General features: G+C 62.2%; 13 protein-coding genes and 3 pseudogenes. 8 read left to right on the top strand and 8 right to left on the bottom strand.

Going from position 1 to position 15,608, the window contains the following annotated elements:
* The 6 genes and pseudogenes from AC1DE3_RS12345 to AC1DE3_RS12320 all read left to right on the top strand — a co-directional run.
* A partial coding sequence (locus AC1DE3_RS12345) for an aldehyde dehydrogenase family protein (protein ID WP_476852403.1) occupies positions 1 to 1,041 on the top strand: 1,041 nt, incomplete at its 5' end.
* 121 nt (positions 1,042 to 1,162) lie between these two features.
* Positions 1,163 to 1,552: a hypothetical protein gene (locus AC1DE3_RS12340; protein WP_476779714.1), complete on the top strand. Its 390-nt coding sequence runs from the start codon at positions 1,163 to 1,165 to the stop codon at positions 1,550 to 1,552.
* Positions 1,553 to 1,815: 263 nt separating this feature from the next.
* Positions 1,816 to 2,001, top strand: coding sequence for a DUF6538 domain-containing protein (locus AC1DE3_RS12335; protein WP_476779715.1), 186 nt, complete (start codon positions 1,816 to 1,818; stop codon positions 1,999 to 2,001).
* 111 nt (positions 2,002 to 2,112) lie between these two features.
* Positions 2,113 to 2,280, top strand: a complete 168-nt coding sequence (locus AC1DE3_RS12330) for a hypothetical protein (RefSeq protein ID WP_476779716.1) — start codon at positions 2,113 to 2,115, stop codon at positions 2,278 to 2,280.
* 298 nt (positions 2,281 to 2,578) lie between these two features.
* Positions 2,579 to 3,565 (top strand): class I SAM-dependent methyltransferase, encoded by a 987-nt coding sequence (locus tag AC1DE3_RS12325; protein ID WP_476779717.1) that lies wholly within the window; start codon positions 2,579 to 2,581, stop codon positions 3,563 to 3,565.
* Between the two features lie 454 nt (positions 3,566 to 4,019).
* Positions 4,020 to 4,747: pseudogene (locus tag AC1DE3_RS12320) on the top strand (IS5 family transposase).
* 1 nt (position 4,748) lies between these two features.
* On the opposite strand, the gene AC1DE3_RS12315 reads toward AC1DE3_RS12320, so the two are convergent.
* The 7 genes from AC1DE3_RS12315 to AC1DE3_RS12285 are packed head-to-tail and all read right to left on the bottom strand — an operon-like array spanning position 4,749 to position 13,058.
* Positions 4,749 to 6,851 (bottom strand): hypothetical protein, encoded by a 2,103-nt coding sequence (locus AC1DE3_RS12315; RefSeq protein WP_476852402.1) that lies wholly within the window; start codon positions 6,849 to 6,851, stop codon positions 4,749 to 4,751.
* Entirely contained in the window at positions 6,848 to 8,920 is a 2,073-nt protein-coding gene (locus tag AC1DE3_RS12310; RefSeq protein WP_476779719.1) for a hypothetical protein, read from the bottom strand. The genes AC1DE3_RS12315 and AC1DE3_RS12310 overlap by 4 nt, the downstream gene beginning before the upstream one ends.
* Complete coding sequence (locus AC1DE3_RS12305; RefSeq protein WP_476779720.1) at positions 8,899 to 9,744, bottom strand: class I SAM-dependent methyltransferase; 846 nt, start codon at positions 9,742 to 9,744, stop codon at positions 8,899 to 8,901. The genes AC1DE3_RS12310 and AC1DE3_RS12305 overlap by 22 nt, the downstream gene beginning before the upstream one ends.
* Positions 9,737 to 10,894 carry a dTDP-4-amino-4,6-dideoxygalactose transaminase gene (gene rffA / locus AC1DE3_RS12300; protein ID WP_476779721.1) on the bottom strand — a complete coding sequence of 386 codons (1,158 nt, stop codon included), beginning with the start codon at positions 10,892 to 10,894 and terminating at the stop codon, positions 9,737 to 9,739. The genes AC1DE3_RS12305 and rffA overlap by 8 nt, the downstream gene beginning before the upstream one ends.
* A 4-nt stretch (positions 10,895 to 10,898) precedes the next feature.
* Positions 10,899 to 11,303 (bottom strand): GtrA family protein, encoded by a 405-nt coding sequence (locus AC1DE3_RS12295; protein WP_476779722.1) that lies wholly within the window; start codon positions 11,301 to 11,303, stop codon positions 10,899 to 10,901.
* A complete protein-coding gene (locus AC1DE3_RS12290; RefSeq protein ID WP_476779723.1) occupies positions 11,300 to 12,094 on the bottom strand; it encodes an N-acetyltransferase family protein in 795 nt (264 codons plus the stop codon). The genes AC1DE3_RS12295 and AC1DE3_RS12290 overlap by 4 nt, the downstream gene beginning before the upstream one ends.
* Complete coding sequence (locus tag AC1DE3_RS12285; RefSeq protein WP_476779724.1) at positions 12,087 to 13,058, bottom strand: glycosyltransferase family 2 protein; 972 nt, start codon at positions 13,056 to 13,058, stop codon at positions 12,087 to 12,089. The genes AC1DE3_RS12290 and AC1DE3_RS12285 overlap by 8 nt, the downstream gene beginning before the upstream one ends.
* A gap of 630 nt (positions 13,059 to 13,688) precedes the next feature.
* On the opposite strand from AC1DE3_RS12285, the pseudogene AC1DE3_RS12280 reads away from it, so the two are divergent.
* Positions 13,689 to 13,958 (top strand): annotated as a pseudogene (locus AC1DE3_RS12280) (IS3 family transposase); the annotation flags it as partial.
* A gap of 98 nt (positions 13,959 to 14,056) precedes the next feature.
* Positions 14,057 to 14,320 (top strand): annotated as a pseudogene (locus AC1DE3_RS12275) (DDE-type integrase/transposase/recombinase); the annotation flags it as partial.
* Positions 14,321 to 14,726: 406 nt separating this feature from the next.
* Here AC1DE3_RS12275 and AC1DE3_RS12270 read toward each other — a convergent pair.
* Positions 14,727 to 15,389, bottom strand: a complete 663-nt coding sequence (locus AC1DE3_RS12270) for a GntR family transcriptional regulator (RefSeq protein ID WP_476779725.1) — start codon at positions 15,387 to 15,389, stop codon at positions 14,727 to 14,729.
* Between the last annotated feature and the right edge of the window lie 219 nt (positions 15,390 to 15,608).

Below are 15,608 nucleotides of genomic sequence, written 5' to 3'. Positions count from 1 at the left end.
ACGCGCGAGCCGCTCGGCATCATCGGCATGATCACGCCGTGGAACTTCCCGATCGCGATCCCCGCCTGGAAGATCGCGCCGGCGCTCGCCTGGGGCAATTGCGTGGTCCTGAAGCCGGCCGATCTTGTGCCCGGCTCGGCCTGGGCGCTGGTCGACATCCTCCAGCGCGCCGGCCTGCCCAAGGGCGCGCTCAACCTCGTCATGGGCCGCGGTTCGGTCGTCGGCCAGGCGCTGCTGGAGCACAAGGACGTCTCCGCGATCTCCTTCACCGGCTCGGTCGGCACCGGCCGCAAGGTCGCGGCTGCCTGCATTGCCGGTAGCGCGATGAAGAAGGTCCAGCTTGAGATGGGCGGCAAGAACCCGCTCGTCGTGCTCGACGATGCCGATCTCAAGATGGCGGTGGAAGTCGCCGTCAACGGCGCCTTCTTCTCCACCGGCCAGCGCTGCACGGCCTCCTCTCGCCTGATCGTCCAGGCGGGTATCCACGACAAGTTTGTCGAGGCCTGCATCGAGCGCCTCAAGACCGTCGTCGTCGACGACGCGCTGAAGGCCGGCACCCATATCGGCCCGGTCGTCGACCAGAGCCAGCTCGACCAGGACCTGAAATACATCCAGATCGCCAAGGACGAGGGCGGCAAGCTGGTCTTTGGCGGCGAGCTTCTGAAGCCCGACACCCCCGGCTTCTATCTCGCCCCGGCGCTGTTCACCGAGACCACCAACGCCATGCGCATTTCGCGCGAGGAGGTCTTCGGTCCGGTCGCCAACATCGTCCGCGTCAAGGACTATGACGAGGCGCTCGCCGTCGCCAACGACACCGAGTTCGGCCTCTCCTCGGGCATCTGCACGACCTCGCTGAAGCATGCGACGCATTTCAAGCGCAACAGCGAGGCCGGCATGGTGATGGTCAATCTGCCGACGGCGGGTGTCGACTATCACGTGCCTTTCGGCGGCCGGAAGGGCTCCAGCTACGGCCCGCGTGAGCAGGGCGCCTATGCCAAGGAGTTCTATACCACCGTCAAGACGGCCTACACGCTGGCTTAAAGAGCAGGCGCCATTGAAGGGAGGCGCGTCACAACCGGCGCGCCTTTTCAACTCCTTGGATGCGAAGCGCTCTCTGATCGCGGCGAGCTGCGGGAAACGCACAAGAAGCCCTGGCTCCAAGGTGCCCCTCGTCGTGCAAGCGGCGGCAATGCGGTCACCAACCTCGGCTTTCTGCATCGAGAACCAAGACCTGGCCGCGATCAAGCTCGCTGAGAGCGACCATGCGGCCGGAACTGGCGGTCGGGACATTTGGCAGGACATTGAGAAGGAAGGCTTCAGCACCCGCATTCAGGCGGCCCTAGCGCCGACGTGGCGTGCCCTTGACGGCAACGGTCGGCGACTGTTGGCGGCGTTCAACTCCAGCGTGGCGAAGTACGGCGGCAAGCTGGTCGACTGGGGCTATGCAGTGCGCGATGCAGCGCTTCGTTCACACATCGAAAACGCGCGGCAATCCAAACTGAGCGTCGAGATCGGCCATCCGACAAGCTTCCCATTTCCGATCGCATACTGAGACAGGGCGCACCCTGAAGCTTGAAATTCGCGGCGATTCCCAGCCTCGAAGGATCGTCGTTTCAGTCCTTGAGACCGCATAACAATGCGCATAACCTGTTGCAGTCAGCGAAGGTTTTTTCGTCGGATTTCCAGCCTGATGGGCGAGTCCCTTAGGAAGGGCCATTCGCCGCCTAAGCCCTCGAAGGGCTTAGATTCTCGAAAATCGAACGGTTTACTTAGCTCGAGCTGCCATCCATTTCGGCATACATGAGCAGCGAAGCCGTGCCCAAGACACCGTACCTGATCGTCCGCAACGGTCGGTTCTATTTCGATATGCGCGTGCCGGAGGACGTGGTCGGAGCCTTCAAGCACAGGTTTCAGCGAAAGACCGGGATCATCCGGGAAAGCCTCAAGGCGAAGGACCGGAAGCGGGCGCTTCGCGAGATGGGCAAGAAGCTGACCTTCTAGTCAGCTCAGTTTGACGAGCTGCGCCGAACCGATGACGCCGAACTGGCCTTCGCGGACAAGGTGGGCCGTCACGATCTTTCCAAGTCGAGCCGAACCGAACTCGAGCGGCTTGTGACGGGCTATTATCGCGACGTGCTGCACCCCGCCGCTCTCAGCCCGCCGACCGACATCGAAGACCGTGCCGAATTTTTCGACTACTGGTCCGAAATTCGTGCTCGGTCGAACAACCCGAAGGACAAACTGGGCTACGAGCGCATTCAGAACACCGCCGATTCGTAGGCGAACACTTCCACCGCGGTAACGCTGTCTCCGAACGGGCTCGCCGCCAAGCCGATCACCTACAATGACGGCTCGCCGCCTCAGCCGGGCGATATCATCGGCGTGTGGAGGTGGCCTATAACCCAACGAGCGACAAGCTCCATATCATGTCGCTGTCGCGGCCCGCAGCCCTTAACGTCAAGCGGTCCCAGGTCACCGCAGAGCCAGGCGGGTCGAGCTCCGTTAGTTTATCTGAGTGATCTTGCCATCGGTCGGGTGCTCTTTATGGTTGAGCCTCCAATCAGGCGAGGTCGACAAGATGGCGTTTGATACCGGGCGGATTTTTAGAGAGCCGCTTCTAGACTTAGGTCAGCATGAGAATGCGGCTTTCGCTGGGGTGCTTTCACCAAGGAGTGAAGTTGGGGCGGCTCGAGAAGGCGTAAATGCGGTGTTCCTGGAGAACGCTGAGGATTACTACCAGCGCTATCAGGGCTTCAATTATTGGCACGGGCTCTGTCGTGAGGCTGGCGAACGGATCGGGTTGAAGGATCCAAATCTCATCGTTGAAGTGGGATGCGGGTTTGGCAACGCGACGTTGCCAATGCTTGACCTGCACCAGAGCACGCGGCTGGTCGCGACGGACATCAGCCCCAACCTCCTGGCGATATTGAAGCGCTTGCTGGATGCACGCGGGCTAAATGACCGGTGCGTGCCGGTAGCGATGGACGCGCAGAAGCCCTACCTGACGGAAGGTATCGCTGACTGTGTATTCGGGGCGGCCATCTTGCACCACCTCGCGGAGCCGGGGCCATTTATCGATATGGCGATGCGGATGCTAAAGCCCGGCGCCTCTGCATTCTTTTTCGAGCCGTTCGAGGCGGGCAACGCTGTCCTGCGCTTGATCTGCCAGGAAATCGCCCGCGAGGCGATGTACCGCGGCGAAAACGGGCGCGCTCTTGAATTCGCTGAATTGCAGATCAGCGAGCTCGAGCCCCAAATCTTTCGGCAGAGGACCGAGGGATGGCGTGACCGAGACGACAAATGGGCCTTCCCGCGTTCTGTCTTGCAGGATCTGGCCGATGCCGCTGACGCCGATCTGCGCGTGTATCCAATTCACGACAATGTCGGCCAGTTTCGCCGCCACTTCGCTTATCAAATGAAGGTTTACAGGGACATGGAGCAGGCCGAGCTGCCCAATTGGGCATGGGCCATCTTCGATCGTTACGACCGCGACACTTTTTCGGCCGACCAACTCCGCGACCTGCCCATGGCCGGTTGCGTAATTTTCACGAAGCGAGAGCCCTGAAGGTGGTTGGCATCGCGCTCAAATAACCCGCCGCCTCCAGGTGGCTTCATACCCGCGGCAGCGCACCGCGATGGCTCAATCGCTCGTGGGTGCTCGCGGCGGGCAGTCCAGCAGCAGGACAACGAACCCCTTCGGCGTTTTGGCGCGACTCTCCTGCTCGTCGGTAGGCCTTTGCAGGTCACAAGCAGAAGACTGATCGTCGCGCCGACAACCGCGTAGGTGTAGCTCATGCGCTTTCTCCGATCCTTCGATCGGTCGATGACAGGCGCCTGCAATGGCCATTCGGAGATCTCAAGGCAGCGCTGCGGCGGTCATTCTGTGACCGGCGCTGCCCGTTCCCCGTCCGCCTGATCGCCGATGGCTTCCGAACATGACCTTCTAGGCCACATACCCATAATCGGGATTCCCAGCGGAGTTGTGTTCTGATTCATCGATCTCAGCCTTCGAGGTTGAGATGGCGCGGTTTGACCTGACGGATTTCGAGCAGTCGGTGATCGAACCGCTTTTGCCGACGAAGGTGCGCGGGGGCGCGCGCGTGGAGGACCGTCGCGTTCTGAACGGCATCTTCTGGCGGGTGCGCACCGGGGCGCCATGGCCGATATCCCTTCGCACCGGTTGAAGCGGTTGACGCAGGGCGCGCATTCTGCAAGCTGCATCAGCCGCTTACGATGGTGATATCCAAATGATCTACGCCTCGTCGATCCGCGTGCATCAGCATGCCGCCAACGGCCAAAACAGGACGAGCGATCCAGTTGCATGGGTCGCTCGCGCGGCGGCCTGACCACCAAGATCCACACCCTTGTCGATGCCGAAGGCCGCCCGATCCGCCTGAAGCTGACCGAAGGCCAGGCTCATGACGGTCGATCGGCCGCCGACATGCTGGACACGATCGAACCGGGCAACACCCTTCTCGCCGACAGGGCTCACGATAGCGACGCCTTGCGAGAAGAAATCGGGCGCGGCGCATGGGCCAATGTCCGCGCCATGCCCAACAGGGTCAAAACCTTCGCCTTCAGCGCCTGGGTCTACCGTCAACGCAACGCCGTCGAGCGTTTCTTCAACAAACTCAAACACTTCGGAGCCGTCGCAGCCCGATACGACAAAAGAGACGACAATTTCCTCGCCTCAGTCCAACTCGCTTCAATCCGCATCTGGTTGCGAAGTTATGAGTCGGTCACCTAGGCTAGGGAATGTACCACAGTTTAAAACGAGAGGTGACGCCCATGGCGATGACACCCTCGGCGTTGTCCGGTACGAGGGCTTGATCCGCCATGACGAAGACGTCGGTCGCAGGATCCAGCGTCCGACGCAGCGCGAGGATATCCGCCACGGAGAGCACGCCTCGGGCCGATAGTCCCATGGCTGCGGCCATATGGCTGGCCCTCGCATTCAGCACGCCAGAGAGCCCATCACTGGCCCGCCCCGGGACGAAGGTCAGCGCATAATTGCTTACCGTTTGGATGGGACGTCCGACCACCAACCACATGGTCTCGCAATAAAAGCTGCCGGTCGGGACTGCAGGCAGAAAGATGACGATCGGTTTGCCATGCTCGCCAATGGCATCGGCGAAGAGGGCCGCATCTTCGGTATGCCGGCACGCCGCCGCAGGGGATGCTTCCCGAGCGGCGTCAGGCCAAATCAAACCCGCGGCGATCCGAGGTGCAGTGACGGTCAACCAGTTCAGGGCGGGTCCGCGCAACTGGGCTAGGTGCACGACCATCAGGATGGCGATGCCGCATAGCACTGGTATCCTCGCCGGCGTGCGCGTCATGCCGTGGCCCGCGAGCAGGCTCACGAGCCCGCGGGAGGCCAGCAGAGACAAGCAAGCATTAGCGAAGTAGAGGAACGAGAAATGGCTGTAGCCGGGCGCCGTGGTCAGGAAGACCGCGCAAATGCCGGCGAGACCGCACCCCGCCATGAGCCGAATGGCCTTACCGTCCCGATGAGTAGCACCGCGCAGCCCCCAAGGCAGCGCGGGTGTCAGGAAGCCAGCCTGAAACACCGCGATGACGGCGAAGCCCAGAAGCCCCGCCAAGAGCGGAGAAAACCCGGCACCCATCAACAGATGGGGCAACGTCAACAGATATTGGTCCGGCGAGGTCAGGAAGGTGACCGGCTGACCGGTCACGGTCAGGAAGCCTGTGCCGCTGAAGCCTGAACCAAGCGTAAAGAACACAACCAGCCCTCCGACGAAGCCGGCCGTCATAGCGGTCAGATGAAGCGCCTCGTTTCGGGGGAATGCGCCCCGGATGCGCCACATCCACAGCAGATCGAAGCATACGGCGCAGATCAGCAGGGGGGGGACGACACCGCGCGCGCCCGTTGCCAGGAACACCAGAACGAAGAGCGCCAGCAGACGCGCTGGTAGACCCCGCCTCGACTCGGCAACCAGGACGTGCAGGGTCACGAAGAAGACCGTGAAAGCCAGGAAGGGAGAGAGCAGCAACGTCGCCCCGAAAGGCATGAAGGTGCCAAAGATCGCTCCTGCAACGGGTGGAATCCCTACGATCCAAAAGGCGCACATCATGGCCAGGCCGGCAGCCCACCCGGGCAGACCAAGCAACTGCCGCCCCGTGACGAACATGGCGGCAGCTGCGGCCATCCCGAGGAAAACGGGCGCGTATCGTGCGACCAGGGCATCGATCGGTAGGCCGGTAATTTCCGCCACGCCCAACACCCAGAGATGGGCGCCATAATTGTATGACAAATGCATATTCGGCAGCAGCAGGTTCGGGGGTGGCCAGCCCTGCTCCAGTCCTCGGACCAGAATGCCTTGAAAGGCAGAATGAAAGGAAAATCCATCACCCGGGTCACCGGCTAGGACATTCGCCGTGCCCAGGAGTCCGGTGAGGCAGAGGAAAAATGCGATGGCTACCCAAGAGCCCGCGGTCCGCGAGCCGCGCCATCTCACCAGAGGGATGCCCCAGCCGGGCCTTCGGCGGTCGAGCAACAGCGCGGCCCCAGCAATGATGGGGAGCGCCGGGAGTAGCCACAATAAATCCAATGCCCAGAGCACGGTTACGAAGAATAAATTCGCGATGATCCCGAGATTCAGCGCCAGCAGCAACAGCAGGCTCGTATCGCGCGAAACGACGTTAGCCCGACGCATCACGGAAAGGCCTGGCAGCAGGTTGAAGGCTAGCACATAAGCCATGAAACGCAGTGACGAACCGACGTCAGGATGGGCAACATAGAGTGACAGCCACAACGGCAGGAGCGAGCACACTGCCGCCACCAACGCCATAGGCGACCAGCCATGGCGCTCTGATTCCGAATCTCCGATCATTCCGCCAGCCCGACGGGAAACCGCCCGAGCCCTTTGCGGAGCCGTAGCGCCTGCCAATCGAGCGGAAGCACCGCAGTAAGCACCATGGGAAGATCGTAGGTGATAGGAACGGTCCAGACGCGCAGGTCGCATTGCTCGTGGGACGCGGGCAACCTGATCCCCGCGAAAGCTTGCGTCGCCCGATAGAAGGCCGGGAAGACGGCGATCGATCCCGGGGCCACATTGAGAGTGGAGTCCAGGCTCTGCCAACGGCCCGGGCGAGCATCGTAGATCAATTCGATCCGCGCCGGTGTGAGCGGACAGGTCGGCCCGTCGATCTGCAGCAGCATGCGCGCACCGAAGGCGCGGACCGCATGCTCGATGCCCACCTCAGCAATTCGGTCTGTCATGGAATCAGGCATGGCGGTCATTACGGACTGAGCGCCAGCCGGCACGGGCACACGCCAGAATGTTTGTCCCTCCTTGGTACCCTCATGAACTGGAAGGACTTCCTCCCGTGGTAAGGAAAGCAGATTAGCGAAGGCCTCGGTCAGGCGCCGTTGTTGCCACGCGGCAGCGGCTGAATAGCTTCCGGCCAACGCCAGGACAACGGCCGCACTAGCCAGCAGGAAGCGCGGCATGACCGCGAGATTTCGTCGCCACTGCCAAATAGCACAGGGAATTGAAAGCACGCTGATCACCCAGATGAACTCCAGGTGAAAGACGTGGCGGCCGGCGAATTGCAGGGCTGGATAAGTCATGAGCGCCAACAATAGGCCGGCCAGACCCCAGGCCTCCTGTGGTCGGTCGGCTGCGGTCCGCAGCAGCCAGCACATCATACCGACAACGCCGAGGATCGGCATCCACGGCTTGCCCAATGCCTCGTAAAGCATCGCGACCCATACGGTCAGCGGCGGCTCCAAGCGCGGCGGCGCGCCGGGCCCGAATTCCCCATGCGATGGACGCGCGAGCGTCGGGTAGGCAAGAATCCAGGCAGCGCCTTTCAATCCCTGCGCCATAAAATCCGCCGCGAAGTTTGGCCCCCATTCCAGGAGGTTTTGTGTGGAAAGGGTAATCGCCTGGCTCACTCCATGGATCGGTGCGCCCTCTGCAGCATCCCATCCGGGGCTACGAGGCATTTCCGCCGCGGCGACACCGCTCAAGGTGAGTTCGTCAAGATAAGCATGCCCCAGCGCATAGGGCGCCGGCCGGAGCGCCAGGAAGGCGCGGAAGGGCTCGGTGGCGCCCTGCATGGCGAGCATCCCGGCATTCCCGCCGTTTCCCAATGCGAGGATTGGCGCGGCAGCCAGCAGAAACATTGCGGCGAAGGAGCCAGCCGCGCCCATTCGTGCAAAGGATTGCGGGCGGGAGCCGATCGCGAGGAACACAACACCGAGCGGCAGCATGATGGCGAGGTCCGAACGAAACCCGTAGCCGACCCCCGCGACGAACCCTGCCACGCCCGCAACGCAGCCCGCCCGCCATGCGCGTCCCTTGGTTTCATCGGCGCGCACAGCCATCACGAGCAATGCAATGACCCAGAGAAAGAAAGGAGCCTTGGCGTAGTCGCGCAGCTGAAAGATCATGCTGGTCGCCACCGGGGACAACGTGATCACCGCGGCCGCGAGAATTGCCAGCCCGACCGGCAGGAACAGCCGCGCCAGGCAAAACGCCGCCGCCGCGTAGCCGGCCGTCAACGTCATCACGAGCGGAGCAAGGCTCATCTGGCTCGGCCCCAGCCAACGCCAAAGGCCGGCCGCCGCCCATGTAAGGTAGATCTGCATCCGGGAGAAAAAGCCTGGCGGCCCCGTCAGCAGATCTGCCGGGATGCTCGTGCAGTCAAAATGCGCCGCGCGACGGTATAGCAGGAAATCCAACATTTCGGGTGAAAGCGTAAGCGGGTGCACGAAACCGCGCCCACATGCCCACATCAGGGCTTCGGGCGTGAACATTTGATAGAAGAAAACCGAACCTGCCCGCCCGATGAGATCCCAACCGAGATAGGCACCCAGTGCCGCGAAGCATGCCAGCAGCAGGGTATGGGCCCGAGTGAACCTACCGTTACACATCAATCCCGGGTCGCCACGCACAGGCAGCTTGTTCCCATCTGGATAGGTCGTCCTGAATCCAGGCGCCGGAACTCCGCATCCAACATCTGGTCTATCGCGCGTGAGGCAAAGCCTCCCGGCACATGCTCCGCTTCGTCGCGCTGCGCGTCGCGCCCTTTGCGCAGGCCGAGCTTGCCAGGCAGCACGCGGAACAGCAGCACCGGCAGAGGCAGCGGCGCGAAGAGGTAGGAGCAGAAACTGGTGCGAAAGCCGGCAGCGCTCAAGGCTTTGGTCAGGCTTTTTCGGCTATACCGCCGAAAGTGCCCGGCCTCGATATCCTCGCTCGAGAACAGCGCTTGGTGAGCCGGCACCGAGATATAGATCTTCCCGCCGGGTTCGAGCAGGTGATGCACCTGCCGCAGTGCCCCCACATCATCCTCGATATGCTCCAGGACGTCGAACATGCCGGCAGCGGCGAAACTTCCTTGTCGGAAAGCAACATCCTCCAGCCCGGCGCAGATGACGCGGACGATGCCGCGCTCATGAGCGGCGAGGGCACCTTCCAATCCTGGTTCCAGAAGTGTGCACGACACGCCGCTGTCGGCGAGCCCTTTGGCGACAAAGCCATTACCCCCGCCGATGTCGAGGAAATCCCCGCCGGTTGAGAAACGATGGACCAAGCTCACGATACAACGATTGCGATGCCTGAACCAGAAGGAGCGCTCCTCGATCTGGCGGCAAAGGGCGTTGCCGTCGTCAGGGTAGGAGACTGTCGCGCGACTGCGGGAGAACCAGATGCCGGGTGGCCGAAGGTCCAGTGCGAGGTCGGGCACGGCGGGATCGAAAGGCTTGGCGGCGTCAGGCATCGACCGCCTCTCGATCGCTGTAGAAGGCGTGCACCGCATCCGCGACCTCGGCCACTTCGTGGTCGGTGAGGGCGTAGTACATTGGCAATCGCAGCAGGCGGCTGCTGATATCATCCGTCACGAGAAGATTACTTGCGGGAAGGCCGATCTTCTGCGCGAAAGGCGAGGTGTGCAGCGGGACATAATGGAACACCGACAAGATGTTCTGCTGCCGCAGATGCGCTATAAGCGCCGTGCGTTCCTCGATATTCGCCGCGAGGATATGGAACATGTGATAGTTTGTGGAGCAGTCCTGCGGGATCTTGGGCAGTCGTATCAGCCCCGCCCTCTCCAACGGCGCCAGTCGGGCCATATACTGATCGTAGATCGCGCCGCGCCTCCGTGTGATCTTATCCATGTTTTCGAGCTGGCCCAGCAGGAAGGCCGCCAGCATGTCGGATGGCACATAGGAGGATCCGATGTCCGTCCAGGTATACTTGTCGGATTGGCCGCGCAGGAACTGGCTACGGTTGGTGCCCTTCTCGCGGATGATCTCGGCCCGCTTTTCGAACTCGGGCCGGTTCACGACCAGGGCGCCACCCTCGCCGCAGCTGAAGTTCTTTGTCTCGTGGAAGCTGTAGCATCCCATATGCCCGATGGTGCCGAGCCAACGCCCGCGATGCTGCGCGAATACGCCCTGGGCTGCATCTTCCACGACCAGGAGCCCATGGCGTTCGGCAATCTCCATGATCATATCCATGTCGCAGGCAACGCCCGCGTAGTGGACCGGAAATATGGCCTTGGTCCTTGGTGTGATCGCCGCTTCGATCAAGTTGGCATCGATGTTGTGCGTATCGGGGCGGACGTCCACGAAGACCGGCTTCGCACCGCGCAGGACCACGGCATTGGCCGTCGATACGAAGGTGAACGACGGCATGATAACCTCGTCGCCCGGCCCAAGGTCGCAGAGCATAGCGGCCATCTCTAGCGCGGCGGTGCATGATGTCGTCAGCAGGACGCGCCGCGCGTCGAAACGCTCTTGCAGCAGTTTCTCCGCCTTGCGCGTGAATGGGCCATCTCCGCTGGCATGCCCGTCAGCCACCGCCTGCCCGACATAGATCAGCTCGGAGCCGACAACGCTGGGCTTGTTGAATGGGATACGGAAAGCCAAGGCGCTACCCTTTCATCATTCGGTTGAGCCTCGTGGCATCAGAAAACACCCAGAAGCGCTGCATCAGGAAAAAGAGAATCGCCAGCACCACCACCAGGAAACCCTGAGCGACCGCGTGCGGTACTCCGAAATAGCCGACAAGGGCAGAAAGACCGCCAAGGTTTAGCACATAGCCGATCGCGTAGGTCGCGACATAGCGATGGAACGCCGAGGAAGTCCGGCCATCATGCCCGAATGTGAGGCGGCGGTTGAACGCGAAACCGAGAACCATCGCTCCGACATAGGTCAGCGTCATGGCGGTTGCAGGTGTGAACGATGCGTGCGTGAGCAGCAAATACAGCAAGAAGAACGCGCCGTTTACCCCCAGGCCGACAAGCACATAGCGCACGAATTGCCAATGAACGCTCATGCGGCTGCCCGCAATGGGCCGAGTGGACACCAGTGAAGCGTGATGGCTGGAACCGGGAAGCGGAAGCCGAGCGACACGTAGAGATTATGCGCTGCGGTATTGTGCGATGAGATGCTGGTCGACACTTCCGTCACCCCCTCGGCAGCAAGGCCTGCGAGGACCGTCCGCCAGATGCGGCGTCCCAGCCCCTGTCCTCTCAGCCCGGGCGCAAGGCCCACGAGGCTCCAGAAGCGAGCCGTGGGCGAGGGGGCTTCGGTCACCATGAATGCCGCGATGCGGTTGCCCTGCAGGCAGACCAGCACCTGTTGCTCCGAGTTTTGAAAGGCATTCGCCGCCCAGGCCGCATAGCGGCGATCGCCGATCTCCCTTCCGACCTCGGGATCTGCATGCAGGCGGCCCGCATCGAAGATTTGGGAGGCCATCGCCACGATCTCCGCTTCGTCGTCTGGCGTTGCATCTCGGATCGCCAAGCCCGGGTCGGGCGTAAAACCAGACAGGTCCCGGAGAACGGGGCGATAATTGAGCTCGACAAAGCGGAAGCCGCGAGCTTCGAGGAAGCCGCATTCCGCAATGCGCTCGTGGTCCAGGCGGCAATTCACCAACAGGACACGGTGCCTGGCGCACCATGCGCGAAACTCGGCGAAGGTTGGCTCGGCCGTGGTTGCATCGGTCAGTCGGACCCCCGAGATCACGGCGCTCTCTCCCTGCAGGATGGGCCGATCCCAGGGCGCAAGATGGTAGCTCAGATCAATCCCCGGACCAGTGCTGCGCTCCGTGGTATAGCTAAACACCGGCTAGATCCCCAACCTGCAGCGAAGCCCCCCGGGCAGGCGCTCCTCCCGCAGTTTCGGCGATCAGGTAGACCGGCCGATCCATGCTGCGGAAATGCATGCGCGCTAGGTATTCGCCGATCACGCCCAAGCTGAACAACTGCGCGCCGGAGAAAATGGCTATCATGGAGGCCAGCGAGGCGAAACCTGGCACAGCATCTCCGCGCAGCAGATAGTTGACAATCACAACCAGCAGGATGCCCACGCCCAAGAGGACAAACACGAACCCGATGAGACTGGCGATCTGCAAGGGAAGCGTGCTGAAGCCCGTCATGAGGTTTACGGCATGGTTTATCAGCTTGCGGAGCGAATAACCGGATTGGCCCAGCGTCCGCGGCTCATGCCTGACCTTGATGGCGGTAAACCGCGATGTCGTCCAGGTTAGCAGGACGTCGATGGAAACCGAGGGGCTGCGATAGGTCTGAAAGCCATCACGCAGCCGGGTGCGGAAGACGCGCAGCGCGCTGACACTGCGCGCCGTCTCCGCCCCCATCGCCTCGGACAGCGCCAGCTTGGTCATGCGGGACGCCAGATTACGCAGAAAGCCATGCTGCTCCTGCAGCGGCGCGCCGTACACCACATCCCAGGTCGTGCCGAGGGCGGCGAGGAGTGACCCGATCTCGCTCACTGGATGCTGCAGGTCGTCATCCATGGTGAGGATGAGCTCGAACCGAGCGGCCCTAATCCCGGCGAGCAGCGCGTTGTGTTGGCCGTAGTTGCGGCCCATGCGGATGCCCCGCACCGCCTCATCCGCTGCGGCTAACTCGCTGATGACATCCCAGGATCCATCCCCGCCGCAGTCCTCGACAAAAATGATCTCGAACGAATGGGCGTGAAGGGGCAATTCAGCCTTTAGCTGGCGGTGCAGTTCACGGAGAGACGCCTCACCACGGAAAACAGGGATAACAACCGAGAGACTTACCATGGTTTGGCAAGGCCCCTTTCCATGATCGCCTGGCATTGGCAGCAACTTGCCCCTCCTTGCTCAGGGAAATGGTATAACTGTTGCATCACGCTCCTCAAAAGTGCGGCGCTTCATCGCCGCCCAAGCCTTCATTCCGCCGCCCTGCGAAGCCCCAACTCCGTCAAGGCGTCACCGCTCAGCCCTTGCCTTCTTCCACCAGGCAAGAATGAAAGCTTCAATGCCTTGAAACGCGCGGAACCGCAATTGAGATTATGACCGCCCTGGAGTTGGAGTTGACCCGGTTTTGCGGACACCCTTGATGACATTTCTGGAGTGTCCGACGCCGCGTTTTCGAGCCGCGTATCCGCCGGAGTTCCGGCGACAGATGGTCGAGTTGGTCCGATCCGGGCGAATATCTGACGAGCTTTCACGAGAGTTCGAGCCGACCCCGCAATCCATCGCGAACTGGGTCCGCTAGGCTGATCGAGATGCCGGCAGGCGCAGTGTGACGGAGCGACGACGGCCGAGCGCGAAGAGTTGACCCGCCTTCGTCGCGAGAACCAGCGCCTGCGCCAGGAGCGCGATATCCTGTCAAAGGCGGCAGCCTGGTTCGCGCGAGAGCAAGGCGAACCCGAACGGGTTTTCCGGTTCATGAGCGCGCACCAGGCCGTCTTCCCGATCAAGACCATGTGCCGCGTCTTCAAAGTCTCCGCGTCAGGCTATTACGCTTGGCGCGGCAGACCCGCCTCGGCGCGGGCGACAGCCGACTTCGATCTCACCCGCAAGATCCGCACGATCCATGCGGCCTCGCGCAAAACCTATGGTGCGCCGCGCATCCATGCCGAGCTCAAGGCCGACGGGGTCGCCATCGGCAAGAAGCGTGTGGCCCGCCTGATGGGCGCGGCCGGGCTCGTCGTCGCCAGCCGGCGCAGGAGCGTCACGACGACACGGCGCGATCCCGACCATCGGCCGGCGAACGATCTGGTTCGAAGGAACTTTTCGTCCGGAAGCCGAAGGAGCTATGGGTCGCCGACATCACCTTCGTGCCCACGCTCGTCGGCTTCCCGTTCCTGGCCGCCGTCCTGGATACCTGGTCACGTCGGATCGTCGGACGGGCCTTCTCGGCCGATCGGAAGACGCGGGTCGTGCTCGACGCTCTCAACATGGCGCTTGCCGCCCGCAAGCCCGAGAACGTCATCCACCATAGCAATCAGGGCTCGCAAGACGAATTCAACTGGTCGTCGCAATGGGGCATTGGTTGGCCGATTGGAGCAACGCGTTAAGGGCCTCTGCTGGCGTCAGACCCTCGACTCGGCGAAGCCTTGATCGCTATGAGGAGCCGTTCATGGAAGCGCCGTTCGGGTGACGCTGCACTGATCCTCGCCAACAAAGTTGACGGCCGCGATCTGTCCAAGCTCAGCTGGCCCGAACGCGGGAAGCTTGTCGTCGACTTCTATCGCAACGTGCTGCGTCCCGCCGCCACCAGCCGCCTGGCGACATCGAGGCCCGTGCAGAGTTGTTCGACGAATGGTCGGAAACGCTGGCTCGCATGAACGACGACCTCGATGAGCAAGGTAGCGAGCGGGTGCAGCGGACAGTCGGCCACATCTTGCTTTCGGTCGACTGCGGCGCGCGGCCCGGTTCCGGGCGATCCTCGCTGTCCCCAAGACCATGCCTCGGGAGCCCGGCTCAATCCGGCAGGCGCGAGATCACGCCGACGATCGGGCGCAGATGCTGCTCCAGTATGGCGAGGGCCTTCTCCTCGTCCCATTCGGCGAGCGCCGCGAACAAGGCATGATGCTCCTTGCTGATGCGCGCGATGCGGCTGGGGTCGGTGTGGATCGCGGTCATCGCGACGCGTTGCTGGCGCGCGCCAAGCGACTGGTAGAGTTCTGAGAGTACGATATTGCCGACGGCTGCGACCATGACGAAATGGAATTGGCGGTTCAGCTCGACCCGGTTGAAATAGTCGTCCTGCGGCATGCGTTCGAGCTCGTCGAGAATGGCCTGCATATCGGCAGGCAATGGAATTTCTTCCCGGCAGATGCGGCTGATCGCATGCCCTTCGATCATGCGCCGGGCTTCGTAGAGATCGAGCAATTCCTGGGCTGTGACTTGCCGGACGAGCGCGCCGCGGCGCGGAAGCAGGTCGATGAACCTCTCAGCTTCGAGCCGATGGAAGGCTTCGCGGACCGGCGTGCGCGAAACGCCGAGCGCCGAGGAGATTTCCTCCTCCTCGACAAAGGAGCCGCCGGGGAAGCGCCCGCGCAGGATCTGCTCCCGCACATAGAGGTAGACCCGCTCGCGGGTCGGCTTGCTGCGCGCGGCAGCCGTTTCATCTTGCTCGATCATTGTCATCGTTGGTGCCCCCATTCTGCGCGGTATAGGGCAAGTCGGCAGTAGACAGCAAAAAATCCACCACGTATACATGGCGCATCAAGAGCATGGATCGAGCGACGAAGCGCGCCGAAGCCACGCCGGGGAACCTCATGACCGTGCTGCCTCTCATGATGCTGCGAAGCCGGCTTCCGGATCGAGATTTCGGATTCGTCCGGCATGTCGAGAACGCTG

The sequence above is a fragment of the Allobosea sp. 10L417 genome, from assembly GCF_056395485.1.
The sequence above is the reverse complement of the archived record's forward strand: the minus strand, read 5'-3'. Positions and strand labels throughout refer to the sequence as shown.

Coding starts and splice junctions, on each gene's coding strand:
- AC1DE3_RS12270 (WP_476779725.1), bottom strand. CDS start 15,389: ATGATCGAGCAAGATGAAACGGCTGCCGCGCGCAGCAAGCCGACCCGC.
- AC1DE3_RS12305 (WP_476779720.1), bottom strand. CDS start 9,744: ATGCCTGACGCCGCCAAGCCTTTCGATCCCGCCGTGCCCGACCTCGCA.
- AC1DE3_RS12315 (WP_476852402.1), bottom strand. CDS start 6,851: ATGATCGGAGATTCGGAATCAGAGCGCCATGGCTGGTCGCCTATGGCG.
- AC1DE3_RS12285 (WP_476779724.1), bottom strand. CDS start 13,058: ATGGTAAGTCTCTCGGTTGTTATCCCTGTTTTCCGTGGTGAGGCGTCT.
- AC1DE3_RS12295 (WP_476779722.1), bottom strand. CDS start 11,303: ATGAGCGTTCATTGGCAATTCGTGCGCTATGTGCTTGTCGGCCTGGGG.
- AC1DE3_RS12325 (WP_476779717.1), top strand. CDS start 2,579: ATGGCGTTTGATACCGGGCGGATTTTTAGAGAGCCGCTTCTAGACTTA.